The 21,338-nt window shown below is 61.2% G+C and carries 23 protein-coding genes; 12 read left to right on the top strand and 11 right to left on the bottom strand.

The genetic code is table 11. From position 1 onward, the window contains the following. Positions 1 to 146: 146 nt before the first annotated feature. Positions 147 to 425: a cell division protein FtsB gene (gene ftsB, locus J1N02_RS20385; protein ID WP_003172294.1), complete on the top strand. Its 279-nt coding sequence runs from the start codon at positions 147 to 149 to the stop codon at positions 423 to 425. Beyond that, complete coding sequence (gene ispD / locus J1N02_RS20390; RefSeq protein ID WP_027604463.1) at positions 422 to 1,129, top strand: 2-C-methyl-D-erythritol 4-phosphate cytidylyltransferase; 708 nt, start codon at positions 422 to 424, stop codon at positions 1,127 to 1,129. The genes ftsB and ispD overlap by 4 nt, the downstream gene beginning before the upstream one ends. Here ispD and J1N02_RS20395 read toward each other — a convergent pair whose 3' ends face one another. Further along, positions 1,130 to 2,026, bottom strand: a complete 897-nt coding sequence (locus J1N02_RS20395; RefSeq protein ID WP_027604462.1) for a LysR substrate-binding domain-containing protein — start codon at positions 2,024 to 2,026, stop codon at positions 1,130 to 1,132. A 108-nt stretch (positions 2,027 to 2,134) separates the two neighbouring features. Here J1N02_RS20395 and J1N02_RS20400 point away from each other — a divergent pair, with 108 nt between their 5' ends. The 8 genes from J1N02_RS20400 (at position 2,135) to rpoS (ending at position 9,252) form a co-directional block, all read left to right on the top strand. Continuing rightward, entirely contained in the window at positions 2,135 to 3,247 is a 1,113-nt protein-coding gene (locus J1N02_RS20400) for an S-(hydroxymethyl)glutathione dehydrogenase/class III alcohol dehydrogenase (protein WP_017137160.1), read from the top strand. 8 nt (positions 3,248 to 3,255) lie between these two features. Beyond that, positions 3,256 to 4,101, top strand: coding sequence for an S-formylglutathione hydrolase (fghA, locus tag J1N02_RS20405; RefSeq protein WP_027604461.1), 846 nt, complete (start codon positions 3,256 to 3,258; stop codon positions 4,099 to 4,101). Between the two features lie 54 nt (positions 4,102 to 4,155). After that, entirely contained in the window at positions 4,156 to 4,629 is a 474-nt protein-coding gene (gene ispF / locus J1N02_RS20410; RefSeq protein ID WP_092487654.1) for a 2-C-methyl-D-erythritol 2,4-cyclodiphosphate synthase, read from the top strand. Further along, the gene (gene truD, locus J1N02_RS20415; RefSeq protein WP_421147667.1) at positions 4,626 to 5,684 is read left to right on the top strand and encodes a tRNA pseudouridine(13) synthase TruD; all 1,059 of its coding nucleotides are present in this window, start codon (positions 4,626 to 4,628) and stop codon (positions 5,682 to 5,684) included. The genes ispF and truD overlap by 4 nt, the downstream gene beginning before the upstream one ends. Continuing rightward, positions 5,672 to 6,421, top strand: a complete 750-nt coding sequence (gene surE, locus J1N02_RS20420; RefSeq protein WP_027604459.1) for a 5'/3'-nucleotidase SurE — start codon at positions 5,672 to 5,674, stop codon at positions 6,419 to 6,421. The genes truD and surE overlap by 13 nt, the downstream gene beginning before the upstream one ends. A gap of 41 nt (positions 6,422 to 6,462) precedes the next feature. After that, the gene (locus J1N02_RS20425) at positions 6,463 to 7,098 is read left to right on the top strand and encodes a protein-L-isoaspartate(D-aspartate) O-methyltransferase (protein ID WP_169899534.1); all 636 of its coding nucleotides are present in this window, start codon (positions 6,463 to 6,465) and stop codon (positions 7,096 to 7,098) included. 207 nt (positions 7,099 to 7,305) lie between these two features. After that, on the top strand, positions 7,306 to 8,142 hold the full coding sequence (locus J1N02_RS20430) for a peptidoglycan DD-metalloendopeptidase family protein (RefSeq protein WP_027604458.1): 837 nt from the start codon (positions 7,306 to 7,308) through the stop codon (positions 8,140 to 8,142). 105 nt (positions 8,143 to 8,247) lie between these two features. Beyond that, positions 8,248 to 9,252 carry an RNA polymerase sigma factor RpoS gene (gene rpoS, locus J1N02_RS20435; RefSeq protein WP_025855149.1) on the top strand — a complete coding sequence of 335 codons (1,005 nt, stop codon included), beginning with the start codon at positions 8,248 to 8,250 and terminating at the stop codon, positions 9,250 to 9,252. A gap of 209 nt (positions 9,253 to 9,461) precedes the next feature. On the opposite strand, the gene J1N02_RS20440 is transcribed toward rpoS, so the two are convergent. After that, positions 9,462 to 9,671, bottom strand: coding sequence for a cold-shock protein (locus J1N02_RS20440; RefSeq protein WP_002554837.1), 210 nt, complete (start codon positions 9,669 to 9,671; stop codon positions 9,462 to 9,464). Positions 9,672 to 10,060: 389 nt separating this feature from the next. Between J1N02_RS20440 and dcd the strand changes: the two genes are divergently transcribed. Both dcd and J1N02_RS20450 read left to right on the top strand, forming a co-directional pair. Then, a complete protein-coding gene (dcd, locus tag J1N02_RS20445) occupies positions 10,061 to 10,627 on the top strand; it encodes a dCTP deaminase (protein ID WP_003172320.1) in 567 nt (188 codons plus the stop codon). 107 nt (positions 10,628 to 10,734) lie between these two features. Next, positions 10,735 to 10,935 (top strand): hypothetical protein, encoded by a 201-nt coding sequence (locus J1N02_RS20450; protein WP_027604457.1) that lies wholly within the window; start codon positions 10,735 to 10,737, stop codon positions 10,933 to 10,935. Positions 10,936 to 10,950: 15 nt separating this feature from the next. Here the strand turns inward: J1N02_RS20450 and pdeM are convergent, their stop codons facing one another. From pdeM to J1N02_RS20495, 9 genes are all read right to left on the bottom strand, one after another. Further along, positions 10,951 to 11,601: a ligase-associated DNA damage response endonuclease PdeM gene (pdeM, locus tag J1N02_RS20455; protein WP_098480263.1), complete on the bottom strand. Its 651-nt coding sequence runs from the start codon at positions 11,599 to 11,601 to the stop codon at positions 10,951 to 10,953. After that, positions 11,601 to 14,081 (bottom strand): ligase-associated DNA damage response DEXH box helicase, encoded by a 2,481-nt coding sequence (locus tag J1N02_RS20460; protein WP_405126162.1) that lies wholly within the window; start codon positions 14,079 to 14,081, stop codon positions 11,601 to 11,603. The genes pdeM and J1N02_RS20460 overlap by 1 nt, the downstream gene beginning before the upstream one ends. Before the next feature lie 57 nt (positions 14,082 to 14,138). Continuing rightward, positions 14,139 to 14,903 (bottom strand): ABC transporter ATP-binding protein, encoded by a 765-nt coding sequence (locus J1N02_RS20465; protein ID WP_016973168.1) that lies wholly within the window; start codon positions 14,901 to 14,903, stop codon positions 14,139 to 14,141. A 13-nt stretch (positions 14,904 to 14,916) separates the two neighbouring features. After that, positions 14,917 to 16,035 (bottom strand): succinylglutamate desuccinylase/aspartoacylase family protein, encoded by a 1,119-nt coding sequence (locus J1N02_RS20470; RefSeq protein WP_169899524.1) that lies wholly within the window; start codon positions 16,033 to 16,035, stop codon positions 14,917 to 14,919. Between the two features lie 9 nt (positions 16,036 to 16,044). Beyond that, a complete protein-coding gene (locus tag J1N02_RS20475) occupies positions 16,045 to 16,755 on the bottom strand; it encodes an ABC transporter permease (protein WP_027604453.1) in 711 nt (236 codons plus the stop codon). Beyond that, complete coding sequence (locus J1N02_RS20480) at positions 16,752 to 17,480, bottom strand: ABC transporter permease (RefSeq protein WP_027604452.1); 729 nt, start codon at positions 17,478 to 17,480, stop codon at positions 16,752 to 16,754. Before J1N02_RS20480 ends, J1N02_RS20475 begins: the two co-directional genes overlap by 4 nt. 57 nt (positions 17,481 to 17,537) lie before the next feature. Then, positions 17,538 to 18,317 carry a transporter substrate-binding domain-containing protein gene (locus J1N02_RS20485; protein WP_027604451.1) on the bottom strand — a complete coding sequence of 260 codons (780 nt, stop codon included), beginning with the start codon at positions 18,315 to 18,317 and terminating at the stop codon, positions 17,538 to 17,540. A 234-nt stretch (positions 18,318 to 18,551) separates the two neighbouring features. After that, positions 18,552 to 20,186 carry an ATP-dependent DNA ligase gene (locus tag J1N02_RS20490; RefSeq protein ID WP_421147668.1) on the bottom strand — a complete coding sequence of 545 codons (1,635 nt, stop codon included), beginning with the start codon at positions 20,184 to 20,186 and terminating at the stop codon, positions 18,552 to 18,554. Further along, a complete protein-coding gene (locus J1N02_RS20495) occupies positions 20,183 to 21,187 on the bottom strand; it encodes a ligase-associated DNA damage response exonuclease (RefSeq protein WP_421147669.1) in 1,005 nt (334 codons plus the stop codon). The genes J1N02_RS20490 and J1N02_RS20495 overlap by 4 nt, the downstream gene beginning before the upstream one ends. Positions 21,188 to 21,338 lie beyond the last annotated feature (151 nt).

Raw genomic sequence — 21,338 nt, forward strand, 5'->3', positions numbered from 1 at the left:
GATTGCGTCGGAAAGATCACGAAGGTGCGAGTTTCGACGCTAATCTGATGGCGATCAAGCACAAGCCTGGTTCTTCCAGGCTTCGTGCTATCAGTTGCTGTAAAAGTTTTGCATGGCGTGTTTTTCCACTGGATACCCGATATTCGATGCGCAGTCCCAATTGGTTGTTCCTCGTCTTGCTCTTGTTGCTGGCTGGCCTGCAGTACCGCCTATGGGTAGGTAATGGCAGCTTTGCGCAGGTAAAAGACCTGACCCAGCAAATTGCCGACCAGCACGCCGAGAACGAACGCCTGCTGGAGCGCAACCGCGTCCTCGATGCCGAAGTGCTTGAGCTGAAAAAGGGTACCGAGACCGTTGAAGAACGGGCCCGTCATGAGTTGGGCATGGTCAAGGAGGGCGAGACCCTCTACCAGTTGGCCCAATGAGTTACCGTTTGCCGGCCTTCTGGGCCGTGATACCTGCCGCGGGCGTCGGTGCCCGTATGGCCGCGGACCGTCCCAAGCAATACTTGCAATTGGGCGGGCGCACTATTCTCGAACACAGCCTTGGCTGTTTTCTCGACCATCCCAGCCTCAAGGGGTTGGTGGTCAGTCTTGCTGCTGAAGATCCGTATTGGCCCGACCTGGCGTGTGCCGCTGACCCGCGTATCCAACGTGCGGACGGTGGTTCGGAGCGCTCGGGGTCGGTGCTCAATGCACTGCTGCAACTCAATGCCCTGGGCGCCGGCGATGACGATTGGGTGTTGGTGCATGACGCGGCGCGGCCTAATTTGAGCCGTGATGACCTCGACAAGCTGCTGGTCGAATTGGCGGACGATCCGGTGGGCGGCCTGCTGGCGGTGCCGGCTCGCGATACCCTCAAGCGTGTCGACAAGCAGGGGCGGGTGGTGGAAACCGTCGACCGCAGCTTGATCTGGCAAGCCTATACGCCGCAGATGTTCCGCCTCGGGGCCTTGCACCGCGCATTGGCTGACAGCCTGGTGGCCGATGCGGTGATCACCGATGAAGCCTCGGCGATGGAGTGGTCCGGGCAGGCGCCGCGCTTGATCGAAGGGCGCTCGGACAATATCAAGGTGACCCGGCCGGAAGACCTGGAGTGGCTGCGACTGCGTTGGGCGAATCGTCGTTAATCAACCGCTGTACTCCGGCCGCTCGGCCAAGCCCTCTTTCAAGAAATCCACCAACTTCCTGACCTTCGGCGACAAGTGCCGTTGTTGCGGATACAGCGCCCACACCGCCGTATTCGGCGGCTGATGCGCCTCCAGCAACGACACCAGCGCGCCGCTGTGCAGATGCTCCAGCACGTAATAGTCCGGCAGTTGGCATAACCCCACCCCTTGCAGCGCCGCATCCAGCACCGCTTGCCCACTGTTGCAGCGCCAGTTTCCCTGTACCCGTTGGGAAAATTCGCGCCCGTCCTGGGCCAGTTGCCAAATATCCGAGCTGCCGATCAGGCAGTTATGTCGACTCAATTCCGACAAGCTATGGGGCCGTCCGTACCGCGCCAGGTAGGACGGCGACGCGCACAGGTACATACGCCGAGGTGCGAGGCGACTGGCGACCATGCGCGAATCCTGCAAGCGCCCCAGGCGAATCGCCAGGTCGAGGCCTTCGTGCACCAGATCCAGTTGGCGGTTGCTCAATTCGATATCCACCCGCAATTGCGGGTACAGGCCCATGAACCGCGTCACCAGCGGCACGATGAAACGCTCGCCATAGGCCACCGCGCAGGTCATGCGCAACATGCCTTTCGGTTCGCTGGTGAGGTCGCCCACGGCGCGCAGGGCTTCTTCGCGGCCGTCCTGCAGGCGCTGGCAATGTTGCAGAAATGTCTGACCTGCTTCGGTCAGGGTCACCTTACGGGTACTGCGATACAGCAACCGCGTTTGCAGGCGCTCTTCCAGGCGTGCCACCTGGCGGCTGATGTGGGACGAAGACACACCCAGCCGCTCGGCAGCCGCCGTAAATTGGCTGCATTCGGCGACGGCAACGAATTCATCGATGCCTTCCCAGCGGTTCTCCAGCATAGCGATTATCCCTGTACAGCAATAAAGTTTTGCTTTTGCCTGGATTATTAATCATGGAGCCATGTTTTACACTCTCTCCATCATTTTTAACGCCCTGGAGAAACCTGGATGATCAAGTCCCGCGCTGCCGTTGCCTTTGAAGCCAAGAAACCCCTCGAGATCGTGGAAGTCGATGTGGCCATGCCCAAGGCGGGCGAAGTGCTGTTGCGTGTGGTCGCCTCCGGGGTTTGCCATACCGATGCCTACACCCTGTCCGGCGCTGACCCGGAAGGCATCTTCCCCTCCATCCTTGGCCATGAAGGCGGTGCGGTGGTCGAAGCCATCGGCGAAGGCGTGACTTCGGTGGCGGTGGGCGACCATGTGATCCCGCTGTACACCCCGGAATGCGGCAAGTGCAAGTTCTGCCTCTCGGGTAAGACCAACCTGTGCCAGGCCATTCGTTCCACCCAAGGCAAAGGCCTGATGCCGGATGGCACCACGCGTTTTTCCTACAAGGGTCAGCCGATTTTCCACTACATGGGCACCTCGACGTTCTCCGAGTACACCGTGCTGCCGGAAATTTCCGTTGCCAAAATTCCCAAAGAAGCGCCGCTGGAGAAGGTCTGCCTGCTCGGGTGTGGCGTCACCACCGGCATCGGTGCGGTAATCAACACCGCCAAGGTCAAGCCGGGTGACACCGTGGCGATCTTCGGTCTTGGCGGTATCGGCCTGTCGGCCGTGATCGGTGCGGTCAAGGCCAAGGCCGGCCGTATCATCGCGATTGACATCAACCCGGCCAAGTTCGAGATCGCCAAGCAACTGGGCGCTACCGACTGCATCAATCCGAAAGATTATGACCGCCCGATCCAGGACGTGATTGTCGATTTGACTGACGGCGGCGTGGACTTTTCCTTCGAGTGCATCGGCAACGTGCAACTGATGCGTGCCGCGCTCGAGTGCTGCCACAAGGGGTGGGGCGAGTCGGTGATCATCGGCGTTGCCGGTGCCGGCCAGGAAATCTCCACCCGCCCGTTCCAGCTGGTGACCGGTCGCGTCTGGCGTGGCTCGGCGTTCGGTGGCGTACGCGGCCGTACCGAGTTGCCAAGCTACGTGGAAATGGCCCAGACCGGCGAGATTCCGCTGGACACTTTCATCACCCACACCATGGGCCTGGAAGACATCAACAAAGCGTTTGACCTGATGCATGAAGGCAAGAGCATTCGTACCGTCATCCACTTCTGAGGTCGGCCATGAGTCTGGAAAACCTGTCGTGCCAGAAGAGCTTCGGCGGCTGGCATAAACGCTACAAACATCACTCCGATGTGCTCGGCTGCGACATGACTTTCGCCGTCTACCTGCCGCCGCAAGCGGAGCAGGGCGGCAAGCTGCCGGTGCTGTACTGGCTGTCCGGCCTGACCTGCACCGATGAGAACTTCATGCAGAAAGCCGGTGCCCAGCGCATGGCGGCGGAACTGGGGTTGATCATCGTGGCGCCGGACACCAGCCCACGTGGGCCCGGTGTACCGGGCGACCCGGATAACGCCTGGGATTTCGGCCTGGGCGCAGGGTTTTACCTGAATGCCACGCAGGAACCGTGGGCCAAGCACTATCGGATGCATGACTACGTGGTGCAGGAATTGCCGGCATTGGTTGAAGCGCATTTCCCGGCTTCGTACAAACGCGGTATCAGCGGCCACTCCATGGGCGGCCACGGTGCGTTGGTGTGTGCCCTGCGCAACCCCGGGCGTTACCTGTCGGTGTCGGCGTTTTCGCCGATTAACAATCCGATGGATTGCCCGTGGGGCCAGAAAGCTTTCTCCCGTTACCTGGGTGAAGAGCGCGCCAAATGGCGTGAATGGGATGCCTGTGTGCTGATCGGCGAAGCCTCGGAAAAGCTGCCGTTGCTGGTGGACCAGGGCGACCGCGACGATTTCCTTGCCGTGCAGCTCAAGCCCGAAGCCTTGCAGCAAGCGGCCAAGGCGGCCAGCCATCCGCTGGAACTGCGCCTGCAGCCTGGCTACGACCACAGCTACTTCTTTATCGCCAGCTTCATCGAAGATCATTTGCGACATCATGGTCGTGCTTTGCTCGGTTAATATGAGGCAAAAGTAGGTAGAATCACGCCCTGAATTAAATCGGGGCGTTTTTTTATGCGTATTGGCCACGGCTACGATGTGCACCGTTTCGCTGAAGGCGATTTCATCACCCTGGGCGGCGTGCGCATTGCACACCACCATGGGTTGCTGGCTCATTCCGACGGCGACGTTGTCCTGCATGCCTTGAGCGATGCCTTGCTCGGCGCGGCGGCGCTGGGCGATATCGGCAAGCACTTTCCGGATACCGATCCTACCTTCAAGGGCGCGGACAGCCGTGCCCTGCTGCGCCATGTGGTCGGCCTGATCCATGCCAAGGGCTGGAAGGTCGGCAATGTCGATAACACCATCGTGGCCCAGGCGCCGAAAATGGCCCCGCATATCGAATCCATGCGCGCACTGATTGCCGCAGACCTGCAAATTGAATTGGATCAAGTCAACGTGAAAGCCACCACCACCGAAAAGCTCGGGTTCACCGGTCGTGAAGAGGGCATCGCGGTGCACTCCGTCGCCTTGTTGCTGCGCGCATGAACGACCTGCAACTGCTGGGCCCGCGTGCCTATGGCGAGGCCCTGGGCAGCGCGGTCCTGAAGGCCACGGCTGAAGATTTTCAGGTCGACGAAGTGCTCGATATTCCGCTCAGCGGCGAAGGCGAGCACCTGTGGTTGTGGGTTGAGAAGCGCGGGCTCAATACTGAGGAAGCCGCGCGGCGTATCGCCAAGGCGGCTGGCGTGCCGTTGCGCACTGTCAGCTATGCCGGGCTCAAGGACCGTCAGGCGTTGACCCGCCAGTGGTTCAGCGTTCAATTGCCGGGCAAGGCCGATCCGGACATGAGCGGTGCGGAAAACGACACCCTCAGGATCCTGAAAACCGCCCGCCACAAGCGCAAGCTGCAGCGCGGCGCGCATTCGGCCAACGGCTTTACCTTGCGCCTGACCCAATTGGCCGGTGATACCGCCGCCATTGACGCGCGGCTGCAATTGATTGCCCAGCACGGCATCCCCAACTATTTCGGCACCCAGCGTTTTGGCCACAACGGTGGCAATGTCGTCGACGCGCGGGAATGGGCGGCGCGCAAGGCCCTCCCGGAGCAGCGCAATGTGCGTTCGCGGTTGTTGTCCACCGCGCGTAGCTTCCTCTTCAACAAAGTGTTGGCGGCACGTGTCGCCGACGGTTCCTGGCAGCGCGCGCAAGTGGGTGATCTGCTGGCGTTTACCGACAGCCGCAGCTTTTTTCCGGCGGGGGAGGCTGAGTGCAGCGACCCGCGCCTGGCGATCCTGGACCTGCACCCCACCGGCCCGCAGTGGGGCGAGGGTGATTCTCCGGCGACAGGCGCCACGTTTGAGTTGGAGCAGGAGGTCGCCGCCGGTGAAGCCGACCTGCGTGATTGGCTGGTGAGTGCCGGCATGAGCCAGGAACGTCGCATTCTGCGACTGCCCATTGGCGGGTTGACGTGGCATTATCCCGGGCCTGACATTCTGCAATTGGAATTCGTCCTGCCGGCCGGATGCTTCGCCACTGTCTTGGTGCGCGAGCTTGTTGATCTGGTGCCGGTGGGGCAGACGGACAGCCCATGCGTATTCTGATATCAAACGATGACGGTGCCACCGCACCCGGCCTTGCCGCGCTCTATGCTGCGCTGCAGGATTACGCCGAGTGCGTGGTGGTTGCCCCCGACCAGGACAAGAGCGGCGCCAGCAGTTCGCTGACGCTCGACCGTCCGCTGCACCCGCAGGTTCTGGCCAATGGCTTTATCAGTGTGAACGGCACCCCCACCGACTGCGTGCACCTGGCGATCAACAGTTTGTTGGACCAGGAGCCGGACCTGGTGGTGTCGGGCATCAACCTCGGCGCCAACCTGGGCGACGACGTGCTGTATTCCGGCACGGTGGCGGCGGCGCTTGAAGGACGCTTCCTCGGCCGTACCTCGTTTGCGTTTTCGTTGGCATCGCGGCAACTGGACAACTTGCCCACCGCGGCCTATTTCGCGCGCAAGCTGGTGGAGGCCCATGGCGCCCTGGACCTGCCGCCGCGCACGGTGCTCAACGTCAACATTCCCAATTTGCCCCTCGACCACATTCGCGGTATCCAGCTTACGCGCCTGGGCCATCGCGCCCGCGCGGCAGCGCCGTTGAAGGTCGTCGACCCGCGTGGCAAGGAAGGCTACTGGATCGCGGCAGCGGGCGATGCCGAAGACGGTGGCCCAGGCACGGACTTTCACGCGGTGATGCAAGGCTATGTGTCGATTACCCCGTTGCAACTTGATCGCACCTTCAGTGATGCCTTCAGTAGTCTCGATGGCTGGCTGGAGGGGCTGCGCTGATGGCTCGTGAACAAGACGACCTGCTGCGCCGGGGCATCGGGATGACCTCCCAGCGCACCCGTGAGCGTTTGATCCAGCGCCTGTACGAAGAGGGGCTTTCCAACGCCCAGGTGTTGGAAGTGATCCGGCGTACGCCTCGGCACCTCTTTGTCGATGAAGCCTTGGCCCATCGTGCCTACGAAGACACGGCATTGCCCATCGGCCATAACCAGACCATCTCCCAGCCTTATATGGTTGCGCGCATGAGCGAGCTGCTGCTGGCGGCGGGGCCGCTGGACAAAGTGCTGGAGATCGGCACCGGTTCCGGCTACCAGACGGCGGTGCTGTCGCAACTGGTGGAGCGGGTGTTCTCGGTGGAGCGCATCAAGGTGCTGCAGGATCGCGCCAAGGAACGCCTGGTGGAGCTGAACCTGCGCAACGTGGTATTCCGCTGGGGCGATGGTTGGGAAGGCTGGCCGGCGCTGGCGCCCTACAACGGGATTATCGTCACTGCCGTGGCCACGGATGTGCCGCAGGCGCTGCTCGATCAACTGGCCCCGGGAGGGCGGCTGGTCATTCCGGTGGGTTCCGGTGAAGTGCAACAATTGATGCTTATTGTCCGTGAAGACGATGGTTTTTCCCGGCATGTACTCGGCGCCGTGCGTTTTGTGCCGTTGCTCAATGGCCCGCTGGCCTGATCATTTTTCGCGGGCAGTGAATTCTGTTGGTGAGGATGTGTCTTACGGCGGGGTCTATCAAGTCAACATGATGGGCGGGGCGATTCAACGCGCTGAATGATTCGTTTCAGTCGCGTGACGGTAAAACTTCAATGCCCAGTTATACTTGCGTCATATTTCAAGCCTGATACAGGCATTCATGTTCAGCCACCACAAAGGGAGCGGCGGGTGAGTCTCACAGGTCTTGCGCAGCGTATGAGTAAAACAAGTTTTCAGCGACTGGTGCTTGGCCTTGTCTTTGGTTCCCTTCTGGTAGGGTGTTCCAGCTCGCCAAGCAGCGGTGCACGGGTGGTTGACCGCAATAACGCTGCACCACAAAAGCCGACGGTGACCACCGGGCAGTATGTCGTGCGCAAGGGCGACACCTTGTTCTCGATTGCCTTCCGTTATGGCTGGGACTACAAGGCCCTCGCAGCCCGTAACAATATTCCTGTGCCCTACACGATACATCCGGGTCAGACGATTCGCTTTGACGGTCGCACCGGTTCTACCCCTACGGCAGTTGTGACAAACACCGGATCTTCGCCGTCGTCTTCGAGCAAAACCACCATCATTACCCGGCCTGCGGGTACCGCTGCGCCGAGTGTCGCGAACAAGCCGGCACCCGCGCCGTTGCCCCCCGCAGGGCCTGCGCCGACCGGTTGGGGATGGCCCTCAAATGGAGTGTTAATTGGAAAATTCTCTTCAAACGGCAGTTTGAATAAAGGCATTGATATTGCCGGGGATTTGGGACAGCCTGTTTTAGCTGCGTCTGATGGGACGGTGGTGTACGCCGGGAGTGGTTTGCGGGGCTACGGCGAGCTGGTCATCATCAAACACAGCGATACCTACGTCAGTGCTTACGGCCACAACCGTAGGCTGTTGGTTCGGGAGGGGCAGCAGGTCAAAGTCGGACAGACAATTGCCGAAATGGGATCAACTGGTACAGACCGGGTGAAACTGCACTTTGAGATTCGCCGTCAAGGGAAGCCTGTAGATCCACTGCAATTCCTACCCCGTCGTTGATATGTTGCACAGCCTGTTCCTCACGTAGAAGGAACAGGCTCCAGCGTTGCCAAGGATAAAGGCGTCGCTTGAGCTTGAGGTCGAACTCACCAAAGGACTATAACAATGGCTCTCAGTAAAGAAGCGCCGGAGTTTGACATCGACGATGAGGTTCTCCTTATGGAGACCGGCATCGCTACGGAATCGATGTCGAATGAGGGACCTGCTGTACCTTCAGTTCGCACCAAATCCAAGAACTCCACCGCGTTAAAGCAACACAAATACATTGATTACACCCGGGCGCTCGATGCGACCCAGCTGTACCTCAATGAAATCGGCTTTTCCCCTCTGCTGACTCCCGAAGAAGAAGTCCATTTTGCGCGCTTGTCGCAAAAGGGTGATCCGGCTGGGCGCAAGCGCATGATTGAAAGCAACCTGCGCCTGGTGGTGAAAATCGCCCGGCGCTACGTCAATCGTGGGCTGTCCTTGTTGGACCTGATCGAGGAGGGCAACCTGGGCTTGATCCGGGCGGTGGAGAAGTTCGATCCTGAGCGGGGCTTCCGCTTCTCGACCTATGCCACCTGGTGGATTCGCCAGACCATCGAACGGGCGATCATGAATCAGACCCGCACGATCCGGTTGCCGATCCATGTGGTCAAGGAGCTCAACGTGTACCTGCGGGCGGCACGTGAGCTCACTCAAAAACTCGATCATGAACCCTCGCCCGAAGAAATCGCCAACCTGCTGGAAAAACCGGTAGGGGAGGTCAAGCGCATGCTGGGTCTTAACGAGCGTGTGTCTTCGGTCGACGTCTCGCTGGGTCCGGACTCGGATAAAACCCTGCTGGACACCCTGACGGATGATCGTCCTACGGATCCCTGCGAGCTGTTGCAGGATGATGATCTTTCCCAAAGCATTGACCAGTGGCTGTCGGAGCTCACGGACAAGCAGCGTGAGGTGGTGATTCGCCGCTTCGGCCTGCGTGGCCATGAGAGCAGTACGCTGGAGGACGTAGGCCTGGAGATTGGCCTGACCCGTGAGCGGGTGCGGCAGATCCAGGTGGAAGGGCTCAAGCGCTTGCGCGAGATCCTGGAGAAGAATGGCTTGTCGAGCGAGTCGTTGTTTCAATAACGACGCCGCTTGAGTGCTTGAATGTGGGAGGGGGCTTGCCCCGATAGTGGTCTGTCAGTCAATGCAAGTATCGACTGCTACACCGCCATCGGGGGCAAGCCCCCTCCCACATTTTTTGCGCACGACATTTTATTCATGTATGCCCAAATCCCAGGCATAAAAAAACCCCGCTTTTAAGGGCGGGGTCTTTTTGACTGAGTCAGTACAAGTTAGATAACTTGAACTTCTTCAGCTTGCATGCCTTTCTGACCGCGGGTAGCGATGAAAGAAACCTGTTGGCCTTCTTTCAGGCTTTTGAAGCCGTCGGATTGGATAGCTTTGAAGTGAACGAACAGGTCGTCACCGGATTGTGGAGTGATGAAGCCGAAGCCTTTTTCATCGTTGAACCACTTAACGGTACCAGTTTGGCGATTAGACATGGTGTATCTCCTTGGACAAAGTTAACTGCGACTCAGGAAAAGCCCTGGCCGAGACTGAGTGCAAAGAGCAGGAAAAATTCTTGGAGATGGTTGGATCGAAATTCAACATATCGTGTAGAGATTCTCAGTGACACAAGCAGCACAGTGGCGCCACCTTAACCCTTTTTCCGGAACGTGCCAATGGTATTTCCGAAGGTTTCTCTATTTTCGTGACTGGCGGTGGTATTTACACACACCGGTTGCGGCAATGCGGGTCCCGGCCCCGCTGGCTGCGCCTTATGACAGCCGGTGCGTTCATCAAGAAAAGCCCGACGCCCTTTGAACCCCAACGCCGGCCCCGGTAAGATGCCCCACAGAATTTTTCCACCTCGCTATTCAGGACACCCGCCATGAGCATCAAATCGGACAAGTGGATTCGCCGCATGGCGCAAGAGCACGGCATGATCGAACCGTTCGTCGAGCGCCAGATTCGTGGTGAAGGCGATGACCGCGTGATCTCGTACGGCGTTTCCAGCTACGGCTACGATGTGCGCTGCGCCGACGAGTTCAAGGTGTTCACCAACATCAACTCGGCGATCGTCGATCCGAAGAACTTCGACGAAAAGAGCTTCGTCGATGTGAAAAGCGACGTGTGCATTATCCCGCCGAATTCCTTTGCCCTGGCACGCACCGTGGAATTCTTCCGGATTCCCCGCGACGTGCTGACCATCTGCCTGGGTAAAAGCACCTACGCGCGCTGCGGCATTATCGTCAACGTGACGCCACTTGAGCCTGAGTGGGAAGGCCACGTGACCCTGGAGTTCTCCAACACCACCACCCTGCCGGCGAAAATCTACGCTAACGAAGGCGTGGCGCAGATGCTGTTCCTGCAGTCTGACGAGGCCTGTGAAGTGTCCTACAAAGACCGCGCCGGCAAGTACCAAGGCCAGCGCGGCGTCACCTTGCCACGCGCTTGATCGAAAGGTCCTACGCGTAAAGGGAATTAGTCCGCAGAAAGTGACTCTATTGGGTGTACTGCCTCGGTGCGTGCAAAACGCACCGAGCCACGCTTGAGGAGTGCCTTATGAAGATTGACCCGCGAATCAGCGCAGAACTTGCCCGGCTTGAACCCAACCAGATTGGCGTTCTGGCCTGGTCCCTGATGGCTGATCCCGCCTATGCAGGCGGCATCCCCGGCCAACCCGATGAGGATTGGCCACAGCAGCCCACCGAGCCCGGTGAGCCGACCCTTCCGGACGAGCCGCCTCCCGCACCGGTCGCCTGATACCCGCAAGGCCGGTCAGCGCACCTGCCACACCTGGTGATCGCCGATGACAAAGATTCGGCGGTCATTGTCCTGCTCCACCGTATGCCCCCCGGTAAACGCCCCAAACGCCGGCAGCAGGCTGACGCGTGTGCCGAACTGGAAACACGGCAGGCGCAGGCTCTGCCGGCCCTTGCCGCGTAAGCGATACACCGGGTGCACATGCCCCGCCAGCACATGGTGGCTGGCATGGGCGTGCGGTTCGTGTTGCAGGGCGAAAGGGCCCATCAACAGGGGCTCCGGGACCACTTCGATGTTCAAGTCAGCCGGTGGGTCGCCCGCGCGTTTATCGTGATTACCGCGAATCAAGGTCATCGACAGGTCGCAATGACGTGCTCGCCAGGCTCTCAAGGCGCTGAGGGTGCCGCTGGCGTGGGAGCCGGGCCCGTGGAGGAAATCGCCGAGAAAGATTACCTGGGCGCACGGTACGGCCGCCAACAGCCGATCCAGGCGCTGCAGATTCTCGGTGGTGGTGCCTTGCGGTACCGGCTGGCCCAGGCTGCGATAGGCCGATGCCTTGCCAAAGTGTGCATCGGCGATCAGCAGGCACTGGCGCGCGGGCCAGTAGAGCGCCTTATCCGCCAACAGCCACAGCTCTTCGCCCTCCAGCGTCACTGAGCACACCATCAGCGTTTGCCGTTATCGGCGACTTTTTCCAAGTCCTTGACCATCCGCGCAATGCGCTCCGAGAGTTTTTCCGAACTCATGCTTTCGCGCATCCGTTCTACCAGCAGTGGGAAGGCCAGGGGCGTAGGACGTTCGATCCTATGCACGTCCAGTGTCAGCGCCGAGAGGCGAAGCAAGGTCTCTTCCAGCCGACGAATATCCAATTCGTCGCGCAGGACTTCTTCCCCCGCCTGGGCCAGCAACAGGTTTTGCGGGTCATATTGCTTGAACACTTCAAAGAACAACCCGCTGGATGCCTGCACCTGGCGCGTGCTTTTCGGCGCGCCGGGGTAACCGGCAAACACCAGCCCGGCGATACGCGCAATCTCGCGAAAGCGGCGCAGGGCGAGTTCCCCGGCGTTCAGGCTGGCTGCTACGTCTGCCAGCAACTGCTTCGGGCTCAGCAGCGCCCCATTCAGCAAGCGTGGCCAATCCAACTCGGTGGCGCTGAGCAACTCCAAGCCATAATCGTTGACGGCAATCGAGAAGGTCACAGGCTGCTGCTGGCTGACCCGCCACGCCAGCAGACTCGCCAGTCCCAGGTGCACCTGGCGGCCGGCAAACGGGTAGAGGAACAGGTGCCAGCCCTCCCGCGATTTCAAGGCTTCGGCCAACAAGTGCTCGCGCGTCGGCAAGCCGGACCAGCGCAATTGTGTCTGCAGCAGGGTTTGCACAGCCCGCATTTCCGGCCCCTCGTAGACCCCGTGCGCGGCCGCATCGAAGCGCTCCACCACGGCTTGGGCCAGCTCATTGGAAAGGGGCATGCGCCCGCCATTCCAGCGGGGTACGGCAGCTTTTTTGGCGCTGCTGCGGCGCACATAGGCGGTCATGTTTTCCACCCGCACCAATTCCAGCAGGCGTCCGGCAAACAAGAAGCCATCACCCGGCTTGAGGCGTGCGATAAAACCTTCCTCGACACTGCCCAGGTTCTTGCCACCGCCGCCCTTGCTCCAGAATTTCAGCTGGATACTGGCGTCGCTGACAATGGTGCCCACGCTCATGCGATGGCGGCGCGCAAGCCGGGCATCGGGGACGCGCCAGATGCCGTGCTCGTCCGGCGCCACGCGGCGGTAATCCGGGTAAGCGGTCAGCGATAAGCCGCCATGCCGTACAAAACCCAGGGCCCAGGCCCAATCGGCCTCGCTGAGGTCACGATAGGCCCAGGCGCCACGCACCTCCGCCAGCAGCGCCTGCGGCGTAAAGCCACCGCCCAGGGCCATGCTCACCAAATGTTGTACGAGCACATCCAACGGCTTGTGGGGCGATTCGCGGGCTTCGATGCGCCGCGCTGCAATGGCGTCCTGGGCCGCAGCGGCTTCCACCAGTTCCAGGCTGTGGGTCGGCACCAGGGTCACCCGCGACGGCCGTCCGGGTGCATGGCCGGAGCGCCCGGCGCGTTGCATCAGGCGCGCCACGCCTTTGGCCGAGCCGATTTGCAGCACGCGCTCCACCGGCAAAAAATCCACCCCCAGGTCCAGGCTGGATGTGCACACCACCGCCTTGAGCTGACCGTCTTTCAACGCCCGCTCCACCCAGTCGCGGGTCTCGCGGGCCAGCGAACCATGGTGCAGGGCAATCACCCCGGCCCAATCCGGGCGTGCATCGAGCAGCGCCTGATACCAGATTTCCGACTGCGCCCGCGTGTTGGTAAACACCAGGCAACTGCTGCTGGCGTCGACCTCGGCCACCACCTGCGGCAGCATCTTCAAGCCGATATGCCCGGCCCAGGGAAACCGCTCGGCGATGGGCGGCAGCAAGGTGTCGACGTGCAACTGCTTGGCCGTTTGCCCCTGCACATTAATTCCGTCCCCTTGTGGGACCAGCACTTCCAGAGCGTGGGACTGGTTACCGAGGGTGGCCGAAATGCCCCACACCATCAGTTCAGGATGCCAACGCCGCAGCCGCGCCAACGCCAGCTGCAACTGCACGCCGCGCTTGTTGCCGATCAGCTCATGCCATTCATCCACCACCACCATGCGCAGGTGCGCCAGGCTCGTTTCGCTGTCGGCGCGGGCGAGCATCAGGGTCAGGCTTTCCGGGGTGGTGACCAGTGCGGTGGGCTGGCGTCGGGTTTGCCGGGCACGCTCGCTGCTGCTGGTATCGCCGGTGCGCAGGCCGACGCTCCAGGGAATCTGCAAGGCCTCGAGCGGCGCTTCGAGGGCGCGTGCGGTGTCGGCGGCCAACGCACGCATGGGCGTGATCCACAGCACGGTCAGTGGCTCAGCCAGCGGTTTGCGTTTACCGGTGGGGGGCGGTCGGGTGATCGCGAAACGGTTGAGGGCGGCAAACCACAGGGCGTAGGTTTTGCCGGCGCCGGTGCTGGCGTGCAGCAAGCCCGAGCGGCCATCCCTGACCGCCGTCCATACGTCTTTCTGGAAAGCGAACGGCTTCCAGCCTTTGGCGGCAAACCACGTTTTGGCGAAGTCGAGGGGTTTTGCCATGGGGCGGCGAACGCTCTGGAGGGCCTATTCCACAGACCCTCCAGGCGTCGCAAAGGTTTACTTCAAATTGCCGCTCAGGAACTGTTGCAGGCGTTCGCTCTTCGGATTGCCCAGCACATCCTCCGGCGCGCCTTGCTCTTCCACCAGGCCCTTGTGCAGGAACAGCACCTGGCTGGATACCTTGCGTGCAAAGCTCATTTCGTGGGTCACCATGATCATGGTGCGGCCTTCCTCGGCCAGGCCCTGGATGACCTTCAACACTTCACCCACCAACTCCGGGTCGAGGGCCGAGGTGGGTTCGTCGAACAGCATCACTTCCGGCTCCATGGCCAGGGCACGGGCGATGGCCACCCGTTGCTGCTGGCCACCGGACAGGAACGCCGGGTATTGGTCCGCCACGCGTGCCGGTAAACCCACTTTGTCCAGGTAGCGACGGGCGCGGTCTTCGGCGTCCTTTTTGCTGCAACCCAGCACCCGGCGCGGGGCCATGGTGATGTTTTCCAGCACGCTCATATGGCTCCACAGGTTGAAATGCTGGAACACCATCGCCAGTCGCGTGCGCAGGCGCTGCAGTTCGGCATCGTCGGCCACGCGCATGCCGTGGCGGTCGCTGACCATGCGGATCGGCTGGCCGTCGAGGGTCATGGCGCCGTCGTTGGGGGTTTCCAGGAAGTTGATGCAACGCAAAAAGGTGCTTTTGCCCGAGCCGCTGGCGCCGATCAGGCTGATCACATCACCGGTCCTGGCCTTGAGCGAGACGCCTTTGAGCACCTCATTGTCGCCATAGCTTTTATGCAGGCCTTCAACGGTCAATTTGTACATGGGGCGTGCATCCTCAAGGCGAAAGTAGATAGCCGCTGCGGTAGGCCTCGGTGCCTGCGACATGGCCGATGACCATCCCGGCAGTGGCCATGCGGCGCAGCGAACGGGCGTAAAGCAGGCCGGCCTTCTGGCAGTGCACGGGCGTTACGCGGTCGGTAATGGGGTCGATGATTTCGGCGATCAGTTGCCCGGCTTCCAGGTATTCACCGGGCAGGGCGCTGAACACCAGCAGGCCGCCCACCGGCGTTGCCACGGGTTCGACGCCCGCCAGCGGCGTGGCGGGGTAGGGCAGTTCGGGCAGCGGTGCGGCGTCGCCGGCAATCGCGCCGAAGTGAATCAGGTAGTCGATGATTGCCTGGCAGTCGAGGGCGGCCAACCCATGGTTGACGTCGCCCTGGCCACGCAGTTCGACGGTCACCGAAAAACTGCCCATGGGAATCGGGAAGCGCGCGCCAAAGCGTTGTTGCAGCTGCCACCACACCAGGGTGAAACACTCATCGAAGGATTGCCCGCCGGAATCGGTGGCAAGCAGATTGGCCTCCGAGCCGATATAGCGTGCCAGCGGTTCCACCTGCGGCCAGGCTTCGGGCGTGGTGTAGAGGTGCGCCACGGCTTCGAAGTCGCAATGCAGGTCCAGCACCATGTCGGCATCGCAGGCCAGGCGTTGCAACACCAGGCGTTGGGAGTGCAACTGGGTCTCGGCGATTTGCACGGCCAGGGCAGCGCTCAAGGCGGCGCGGATCAGTTCGACGTTTTGTTGCGGGTTATCGCCGAGCGAGCCCTCGACCTGATCGCCGACGGTATCACTGAGGTCGACAAACAGGCGATTGAAGTTCTGCCCGCTTTCCAACTCGTAGCGGCCCAGCGGGGTGTCCATCAACACCTGTTCCAGGCCTGCCGGATTGGCGATGGGCACCAGCACGATCTCGCTCAGTAACCGCCCGGCTGCCGCCAGCTCGGCCAGGCGCACCTTCAAGTGCCAGGCCACCAGCATGCCCGGCAGTTCATCGGCATGCAGCGATGACTGGATATAGACCTTGCCTTCGGCATGTTCGGGGCCGAAGTGGAAACTGTGAATCTGCCGCGCCGTGCCTGGCACCGGCGCGACCAGATCGTGTACCTGATGATGCATGAAGGCTCCTTAATGGCTGGGCCCGAGAAACGCCAGCCAGCGGCGCTCCGCCAGACGGAACAGACCGACCAGGGCAAAGGTCACGGTCAGGTAGATCAGCGCGGCGATACCGAATGATTGGAACGTCATGAACGTGGCCGAGTTGGCGTCCCGCGCCACCTTGAGGATGTCCGGGATCGTCGCGGTAAACGCTACCGTGGTCGAGTGCAGCATCAAGATCACTTCGTTGCTGTAGTAGGGCAACGAGCGGCGCAACGCCGAAGGCATGATGACGTAGGCGTACAGCTTCCAGCCGCTTAAACCGTAGGCCTTGGCCGCCTCGACTTCGCCGTGGGCCATGCTGCGGATGGCCCCGGCGAAAATCTCCGTGGTGTAGGCACAGGTGTTGAGGGCGAAGGCCAGGATCGTGCAGTTCATCGCATCGCGAAAGAACGCATCCAGCAGCGGCTGTTCACGTACGGCGGCGATGCTGTAGATGCCGGTGTAGCAGATCAGCAACTGGATATAGAGCGGCGTGCCACGGAACAGGTAGGTGTAGAACTGCACCGGCCAGCGTACCAGCGGGTTGCGCGATACACGGGCGATGGACAGCGGGATCGACACCACAAAGCCGATGACCAGGGCGGCGCTGAGCAGCCACAGGGTCATGGCCAGGCCGGTGATGTGCTGGCCGTCGCTATAGAGGAAGGGGCGCCAGTATTCCTGCAAGAGTTCGATCATCGCACCGCCTCCCGTGAGCCTGCGGAGTAGCGACGTTCAAGACGACGCAGGACGAAGTTGGACGCGCTGGTGATCAACAGGTAGATCAGCGCGGCGAGCACCAGGAAGTAGAACAGTTGGTAGGTGCTTTTGCCGGCATCCTGGGCGGCCTTGACCAGGTCCGCCAGACCGATGATCGACACCAGGGCCGTGGCCTTGAGCATTACCATCCAGTTGTTGCCGATACCCGGCAGGGCAAAGCGCATCATCTGCGGGAAGGTCACGTAGCGAAAGCGTTGCCCGCGCTTGAGGCCATAGGCCGTGGCGGCTTCGAGCTGGCCACGGGGCACGGCGAGGATCGCGCCGCGAAACGTCTCGGTGAAATAAGCACCGTAGATAAAGCCCAGGGTGATCACCCCGGCGCTGAATGGGTCGATCTCGATGTATTCCCATTCCATGAAGTCGGTCAGGCCGGTGAGCCAGGTTTGCAGGCTGTAGAAAATCAGCAGCATCAGCACCAGGTCGGGTACACCGCGAATCAGGGTGGTGTAGAGCTGGGCGGGGATACGCAGGAAGGGCAGGCTGGAAAGTTTGGCGCTGGCGCCGAGCAGGCCCAGCAATACGCTGACGATCAGGGACAGCACCGACAACTTGATGGTCATCCAGGTGCCTTGCAGCAACAACGGGCCGAAACCCTTCAAGCTGAGTGCGCTCAGCCCGAGGGTTTGCAACAGTTCTTCGAACATAAATCAGGACCTATGGCGATAAAAAAGCGCCCCTCCGCAGGAGGGGCGCCCCAGGCATTATTTGCCGCTGTACAGGTTCAGATCGCCAAAGTGTTTCTTCTGGATGGTGGCGTAGGTGCCATCATCGTGTAACGCTTTGATACCTTTATCCAAAAGGGCCTTCAGTTCAGTGTTACCTTTTTTGATACCGATGGCGGTTTTCGATGGCAGCAATGGGTCATCGATGGCGGCGCTGACTTCATAGCCGGCACCGGCCGGGGACTTCAGGAAGCCCAGTTCGGCTTGCAGCATGTCCTGCACGGAAGCGTCGAGACGACCGGAGGTCAGGTCGGCGTAAACCTGGTCCTGGTTGGCGTAGGCCTTGGTGGTCACACCGGCTTTATCCAGTACCGCCTTGGCGTAGGCTTCCTGGATGGTGCCTTGCTCGTAGCCCACGGATTTGCCCTTGAGGGATTCTGGGGTCGAGTAACCCGCGCCTTTCTTGAACACCAGCGAGGTCGGGCCGGAGAACAGCTCGCTGGAGAAATCGATGGCCTTCTCGCGCACCGGGGTCACGGTCATGGACGAAATCACTCCGTCGAACTTGTTGGCTTTGAGGCCTGGAATCATGCCGTCAAAGTCACTTTCGACCCACTTGCACTTCACTTTCAGTTCGGCGCAGATCGCATTGCCCAGGTCGATATCGAAGCCCACGAGGCTGCCATCGGCCGCCTTGGATTCGAACGGTGCGTAGGACGGATCGACACCAAAACGCAGTTCCTTGTATTCCTTGGCCAGCGCGGTACCGGCGGCCATGCACAGAGCCAGTGCAGAAAGGGTCAGCAATGCTTTTTTCATTATTTAATCCCTGGAAACCAAGATAAGCGCTTGTGGCGCGTTTTAGGACTGTTACTGAACGGTGTCAGACGGATCACGAGTAGCAATTTCTGCACCATAGTTCCGAATGAGCGTTTTAAAAGGTGGGACAAGGGAGTCATGAGTGTAGGAGATGCCCGAAAATGGGCATTGAAAATCGAGCGCACTGTTTCGGAACATTTGGAGATCCGATTGTGGGAGGGGCGGTGTTCTGGGTCAGGCCAGTAGGTCCTGCAGGGTGGCAAGGTTATCCGCCTCATCCACTGCCTTGTCCTGGCGCCAACGCAACATCCGCGGAAAGCGCACCGCAATCCCGCTCTTGTGCCGCTTGGACAGGGCAATGCCTTCAAACCCCAGCTCGAACACCATGCTGGGCGTCACGCTGCTGACCGGGCCGAACTTCTCCACGGTGGTCTTGCGCACGATGGCGTCGACCTTGCGCATTTCTTCGTCGGTCAGTCCTGAGTAGGCCTTGGCGAAGGGCACCAGCGTGCGTTCACTGCCGGGCGGGCCATCCCATACGGCAAAGGTGTAGTCGCTGTAGAGGCTGGCGCGCCGGCCATGGCCGCGTTGGGCGTAGATCAACACCGCATCGACACTGAAGGGGTCGACTTTCCACTTCCACCACAGGCCCATGTCTTTGGTGCGGCCCACGCCATACAGGCCGTCGCGAGCCTTGAGCATCATGCCCTCCACGCCGAGGCTGCGGGAGGCTTCGCGTTGCAGTGCCAGGTCCTGCCATGTGGCGCCCGTCAGCAGGGGCGAGGGCTGCAACACGGGTTGGTTGCACTGGGCAATCACCTGTTCCAGTTGGGCGCGACGTTCGGCCTGGGGGTGGTTGCGCCAGTCGTCGCCCTGATGTTCCAGCAGGTCATAGGCGAGGAGCGCAACCGGGGCATCGTCGAGCACTTTTTTGCTCAGGGTCTTGCGGCCAATGCGCTGCTGCAAAAGGGCGAAGGGTTGTACCGAGTCCTTCCACACCACGATCTCGCCGTCGATCACCGTGCCATCAGGCAGGCCACTGACCAGGCTGTGCAGTTCGGGGAAGCGTTCGGTCACCAGCTCTTCGCCCCGCGACCAGATCCACAGCCGGCCTTCGCGCTTGACCAGCTGCGCGCGAATGCCGTCCCACTTCCATTCCACCTGCCAGTCGGCGGGGGAACCGAGCAAGGCGTCGAATTGCTCCACCGGTTGCGCCAGCCCGTGGGCGAGAAAAAACGGATAGGGCTGTCCGCCCCGTTGTGCATGCTCGTCGGCTGATTCGGCGGCGATCAGCTTGAGGTAGCCTTCGGCTGTCGGTCGGTTGGATAAATCGGTGTAGCCCACCAATCGCTGCGCGACGCGCTTGCTGTCGAGGTCGGCCATGGCCGCGAGCGCACGGGTGACCAGCAATTTGGACACGCCGACGCGAAAGCTGCCGGTGATCAACTTGATGCACACCATCAGGCTCGGCTGGTCCAGTTGCGCCCATAACGCCGGTAACCGTTCGGCCAGGTCCAGGGGCGACAGGCCACGCAGCGGCAGGAGTTTTTCTTCCAGCCATATGGAGAGGCCGTCCTCGGAGGTGTAGGTGGATTCCGGCAGGAGCAGGGAAATCGTCTCGGCCAGGTCGCCTACCGATTGGTAGCTCTCTTCGAACAGCCACGGCTCGATGCCGGATGCTTCGGTGGCCATGTCCCGCAGCAGACGCGTCGGTACCAATTGCCGCGGTCGTCCGCCGGACAGGAAATACACCGCCCACGCAGCGTCTTCAGGCGGCGCTTGCAGGAAGTAGGCTTGCAGGGCCGCGAGCTTGGCATTGCTGGAGGTGGTGGCATCGAGGTTGGCGTACAGCTCGGCGAAGGCTTTCATGCCGTGGCCTCCTCTTCGTCATCGCCGTATTCGGTAGTGAAGCCCTGGGCATCCAGGCCTTTTTCCCGCAGGTGGCGTACCAATACGCCGACGGAGCCGTGGGTGACCATCACCCGTTCGGCGCCGGTTTGTTCGATCGCCCACAGCAGCCCGGGCCAGTCGGCGTGGTCCGACAGCACGAACCCTCGGTCCACCCCGCGCCGCCGCCGGGTACCGCGCAGGCGCATCCAGCCGCTGGCGAAGGCATCGCTGTAGTCGCCGAAGCGCTTGATCCAACTGCTGCCACCGGCGGACGGCGGCGCGATGATCAGGGCCTGGCGCAGCAATGGGTCGGTCTTTTTGAATTCGCCGGCGTAGAGGGTTTCGGGAATATAAATGCCGGCCTCGCGGTACACCCGGTTCAGCGGCTCGACCGCGCCATGGCTGAGGATCGGCCCGATGCTGGCGTCGATGCCATGCAGGATGCGTTGGGCTTTGCCGAAGGAATAACAGAACAACACACTGGCTTTGCCGGCGGCAATATTGCCCCTCCACCAGTCGTTGATCCCGGCGAAGATTTGCGCCTGGGGCTGCCAGCGGTAGATCGGCAGGCCAAAGGTGGATTCGGTGATAAAGGTATGGCAACGCACCGGTTCGAAGGGCGCGCAGGTGCCGTCCGGTTCCACTTTGTAATCGCCGGACGCCACCCAGACTTCGCCCTGGTACTCGAGGCGCACCTGGGCCGAGCCGAGTACATGCCCGGCCGGGTGAAAACTCAGGGTCACGCCGTGGTGGACGAGTTTTTCGCCATAGGCCAGGGTTTGCAGGTTGATGTCCTGGCCCAGGCGCGAGCGCAGGATGCCTTCGCCAGGGGCGGCAGCCAGGTAGTGTTGATTGCCCGTGCGGGCGTGGTCGCCATGGGCGTGGGTGATGACGGAGCGTTCCACCGGGCGCCAGGGATCGATGTAGAAATCTCCGGCGGGGCAGTAGAGGCCTTCGGGCCGGGCGATGACAAGGTCCATGGGGTGACCGGGGCGATGGGCTTATCAGGTATGAGGCGGGGGCGAGCGCAGAAGTTCTATCGGAATGCATGCAGTCCAAATGTGGGAGGGGGCTTGCCCCCGATAGCAGTGGTTCAGTCAAAACATCGGTGACTGATACACCGCTATCGGG

The sequence above is a fragment of the Pseudomonas sp. NFX5 genome, from assembly GCF_049132125.1.
GTDB classification, from domain to species: Bacteria; Pseudomonadota; Gammaproteobacteria; order Pseudomonadales; family Pseudomonadaceae; genus Aquipseudomonas; species Aquipseudomonas marginalis.

Excerpts from the sequence above, each read along its gene's own strand:
- ftsB (WP_003172294.1), top strand. The coding sequence starts at position 147 with ATGCGCAGTCCCAATTGGTTGTTCCTCGTCTTGCTCTTGTTGCTGGCT.
- ispD (WP_027604463.1), top strand. The coding sequence starts at position 422 with ATGAGTTACCGTTTGCCGGCCTTCTGGGCCGTGATACCTGCCGCGGGC.
- J1N02_RS20395 (WP_027604462.1), bottom strand. The coding sequence starts at position 2,026 with ATGCTGGAGAACCGCTGGGAAGGCATCGATGAATTCGTTGCCGTCGCC.
- J1N02_RS20400 (WP_017137160.1), top strand. The coding sequence starts at position 2,135 with ATGATCAAGTCCCGCGCTGCCGTTGCCTTTGAAGCCAAGAAACCCCTC.
- fghA (WP_027604461.1), top strand. The coding sequence starts at position 3,256 with ATGAGTCTGGAAAACCTGTCGTGCCAGAAGAGCTTCGGCGGCTGGCAT.
- ispF (WP_092487654.1), top strand. The coding sequence starts at position 4,156 with ATGCGTATTGGCCACGGCTACGATGTGCACCGTTTCGCTGAAGGCGAT.
- truD (WP_421147667.1), top strand. The coding sequence starts at position 4,626 with ATGAACGACCTGCAACTGCTGGGCCCGCGTGCCTATGGCGAGGCCCTG.
- surE (WP_027604459.1), top strand. The coding sequence starts at position 5,672 with ATGCGTATTCTGATATCAAACGATGACGGTGCCACCGCACCCGGCCTT.
- J1N02_RS20425 (WP_169899534.1), top strand. The coding sequence starts at position 6,463 with ATGACCTCCCAGCGCACCCGTGAGCGTTTGATCCAGCGCCTGTACGAA.
- rpoS (WP_025855149.1), top strand. The coding sequence starts at position 8,248 with ATGGCTCTCAGTAAAGAAGCGCCGGAGTTTGACATCGACGATGAGGTT.
- J1N02_RS20440 (WP_002554837.1), bottom strand. The coding sequence starts at position 9,671 with ATGTCTAATCGCCAAACTGGTACCGTTAAGTGGTTCAACGATGAAAAA.
- dcd (WP_003172320.1), top strand. The coding sequence starts at position 10,061 with ATGAGCATCAAATCGGACAAGTGGATTCGCCGCATGGCGCAAGAGCAC.
- J1N02_RS20450 (WP_027604457.1), top strand. The coding sequence starts at position 10,735 with ATGAAGATTGACCCGCGAATCAGCGCAGAACTTGCCCGGCTTGAACCC.
- pdeM (WP_098480263.1), bottom strand. The coding sequence starts at position 11,601 with ATGGTGTGCTCAGTGACGCTGGAGGGCGAAGAGCTGTGGCTGTTGGCG.
- J1N02_RS20460 (WP_405126162.1), bottom strand. The coding sequence starts at position 14,081 with ATGGCAAAACCCCTCGACTTCGCCAAAACGTGGTTTGCCGCCAAAGGC.
- J1N02_RS20465 (WP_016973168.1), bottom strand. The coding sequence starts at position 14,903 with ATGTACAAATTGACCGTTGAAGGCCTGCATAAAAGCTATGGCGACAAT.
- J1N02_RS20470 (WP_169899524.1), bottom strand. The coding sequence starts at position 16,035 with ATGCATCATCAGGTACACGATCTGGTCGCGCCGGTGCCAGGCACGGCG.
- J1N02_RS20475 (WP_027604453.1), bottom strand. The coding sequence starts at position 16,755 with ATGATCGAACTCTTGCAGGAATACTGGCGCCCCTTCCTCTATAGCGAC.
- J1N02_RS20480 (WP_027604452.1), bottom strand. The coding sequence starts at position 17,480 with ATGTTCGAAGAACTGTTGCAAACCCTCGGGCTGAGCGCACTCAGCTTG.
- J1N02_RS20485 (WP_027604451.1), bottom strand. The coding sequence starts at position 18,317 with ATGAAAAAAGCATTGCTGACCCTTTCTGCACTGGCTCTGTGCATGGCC.
- J1N02_RS20490 (WP_421147668.1), bottom strand. The coding sequence starts at position 20,186 with ATGAAAGCCTTCGCCGAGCTGTACGCCAACCTCGATGCCACCACCTCC.
- J1N02_RS20495 (WP_421147669.1), bottom strand. The coding sequence starts at position 21,187 with ATGGACCTTGTCATCGCCCGGCCCGAAGGCCTCTACTGCCCCGCCGGA.